The organism is Lacticaseibacillus camelliae DSM 22697 = JCM 13995 (assembly GCF_001311195.1).
In the GTDB taxonomy this organism is placed as follows: domain Bacteria; phylum Bacillota; class Bacilli; order Lactobacillales; family Lactobacillaceae; genus Lacticaseibacillus; species Lacticaseibacillus camelliae.
The window spans coordinates 1-2647 of sequence record NZ_BBAJ01000137.1 but is presented as its reverse complement, the minus strand read 5'-3'; the positions used below and the strand labels follow the sequence as shown (position 1 = coordinate 2647).

At 55.2% G+C, this 2647-nt stretch carries 3 protein-coding genes; all 3 read right to left on the bottom strand.

What is annotated here, in order from left to right; genetic code table 11:
• On the bottom strand, window positions 1–448 hold a 448-nt coding region (locus tag JCM13995_RS13285), incomplete at its 3' end, for a helix-turn-helix domain-containing protein (protein WP_054666521.1).
• A 105-nt stretch (window positions 449–553) separates the two neighbouring features.
• Complete coding sequence (gene thiD, locus JCM13995_RS13280; RefSeq protein WP_054666518.1) at window positions 554–1387, bottom strand: bifunctional hydroxymethylpyrimidine kinase/phosphomethylpyrimidine kinase; 834 nt, start codon at window positions 1385–1387, stop codon at window positions 554–556.
• Between the two features lie 95 nt (window positions 1388–1482).
• A complete protein-coding gene (locus JCM13995_RS13275; protein ID WP_054666516.1) occupies window positions 1483–2535 on the bottom strand; it encodes a hypothetical protein in 1053 nt (350 codons plus the stop codon).
• Window positions 2536–2647 lie beyond the last annotated feature (112 nt).

The following is a 2647-nucleotide window of genomic DNA, read 5'->3' as shown; positions in this document are numbered from 1 at the left end:
CTGCAGCTTCGCTGTAGGAGTGCTTGCCCTTGGTCACGTACTCGACCACTTCAATTCGCTCTTCGAATGTTGTTTTCCGGCTCATAGGGGGGACCTGCTTTCTGAACGGCGATGCCGTCAAAGTCTTGTCCTCATTATACTTGGAAATCCATCTGCGGAGTTGTGCCGACGAGCGAAGACCGAAACGCATGGTCAGTTCAGTCAACGTACCTTCACCAGCTTGATAAGCCAACACCGCTGCCAGTTTGAGCGATGATGTATAGTGCTTATTCTTCCTAGCTTCACTGAGGCCTTCAAGACCATCACGCTCATATCGCTTCTGCCATCGAGCTAGCAGGCAATGACCCAGACTGTGTTGACGCTCAAATGTCGTGGCTCCAAGACCTGACTGTCTGGAATCGTCCAGAAGAGCTAACTTCTCCTCTGCTGTGTACCTTGATCTAGGCATACAAATATCCCTCCATGATTGTCAGATGAATTATGATATTTCATCTGACAACCACAAAGGGATTATCGCAGTTCACCATCGGTGAGGCAAGCGAACTTTTTTTGGTTAGTCTTCAGGACGTTGGCTCGGTTGCACTAGCGGGTTGGCCCAGTGGTTGATGGGGCCAAATTTGTGGCCAACGGGGATCTCGTGCGCAATCGCCGTGTCGACAAAATGCTTGGCGAGGCGAATCGCATCTTCCAGATCAGTGCCTTTACCCAGCTCGGCGGTGATGACGGCACTCAGCGTATCGCCGGTGCCGTTTTTGCGCTCAGTGTCATAGTACGGGCCGGTGAGCCAGAAACTCTTGCCCGAATCCAGCAGCACGTAATCGCTGACTTCGGTTTGGGACGCGGAATCGTGACGGCCTTTGAGCATGACGTTCTTAGCGCCCATGTCATGGATCGCCTCAGCAGCCTTGATGATGGCGTCCTTGTCGGTCAGCTTCATCCCAGTCAGGTGCTCAGCCTCGTAAAAGTTCGGCGTGATCACATCCGCCATGGGGATGAGGACGGTTTTCAGCGTCTCGAACGCTTCGGTTTCCAGCAGCATGTTGCCGTGCTTGGTGGAAATCACCGGATCGAGAACGAGCGGCCCGAAATCGTATTGCTTTAGGTTGGCCGCGACGTCCTTGATCACGGCAGAATCGGCCAGCATCCCAGTCTTGGCGGCCCGGATCTTAAGGTCCTCCCCGACGGCCTTGAACTGGCTATCGATGAACGACAGCGGCATTACCTGACTATCGTGAATGCCGTAAGAGTTGCCCGCCACGGCGGCGGTCAGAATCAGCGTACCGTACGTGCCGCGCATGAAGAAACTGTGCAAGTCGGCCTGAGCGCCTGCACTGCCATCGCTGTCAACACCGGCGATGGTCGCCACTTGTGGTAATTCGTTTGCCATTTTCTCGCCCCTTCGAATCAGTATCGTTCCTAATTGTACAAGGCTAAGCAAAATAAGCAAACAAAAAGCGCCGATAACGGCGCTTTTTTTCGGTTTTAGTTGAATGCGCGGCGCTGCGGCAGGACCGCCTTGAGCCACTCGCCAAAGAACGGGTACTGGTGGTTCAGTTCCATGACGTGCACTGTTTTCTCCGGGTAGTGCAAGACGATCCGGTTGTTCTCCGTGTCCAGCTTGATGCTGAGCACGTTGTGGTTCGGCAGGTCAAGGGCATAGGCGCCACGGCCAGCCTGGCGCATCAAGATCGCGTTGTTAGAGGCAATCACGAACAATTCGTCCAGCGCCGGGGAATTTTCGGCGGCGCGCACGTTGACCTGCAGGCGAAGGTGGGCGCCGACCAATTCGTTCGGAATGGTCGTGGAGGCCCAAGTCAGGGTGTCATCGACCGTATCGTCGGCGCCGAGGTCCTTCCAGTCATGCCCGTTGTCATCGAGCACCTGATAGCTGATCACGCTGCCGTGATCCAGCGGCACGGCCAGCTTGATGTTGCCAGACGATTTGATTTCCACTGTGGTCGATAGCGGCTTGGAGTTGTCGAACTTGGTGGCAAAGCTCAGACCATCCACCGGCTGCAGAACGGTTTCGTCGATGGTGGCAAAGCTGAGGTCCGCCGTGTACAGGACTTTGATCATTGCCGCCAGAGCCTGCAGCTCGCCGTCGGTGTAACCCAGTTCGGGGTCTTTGGCGGTGATTTGGAGCAGCGTCGGCAGATTCTTGGCGATCAGCCGGCCGTTGGGGGTCAGTGCACCGTCAATGGTTAAGAGTTCAGTGTTTTTGTCGGGGCTGGCGAGGTAAACCGTAATGGTACTGTGGTCACCGTCGCCCACTTTGGGCTCGAACCACAGCCGCTCGGCAAAAGTGGTGTCGATTTGCTTGCTGGCGCGCAGGGTCTCCAGCAGTTTATCAGCCATCAGCGCAGTGTAGCTGAGTGTTTCCGCCTGAATCGCCGGCAGATTGCCTTGCCACAGCGGATCGTTGCGCAGGAAGGCCATGCGCTTGCTGTAAGCGATGGTGATCTCGTCGCGCGCCTCTTTCGCGTTCAGCGCGCTGGTGGTGATTTTAACTAACTCGTGATCTTTAAAATTAAGCATTTGCCTGCTCCTCCTTCAGCTCCAATGCCCGCATGAAGTCATCCTGCAGGCTGCCCAGAATCGTTTTCAAACTGGTCGAACGGAACGTGTAGTTGAGAAGTGAACGGACTTT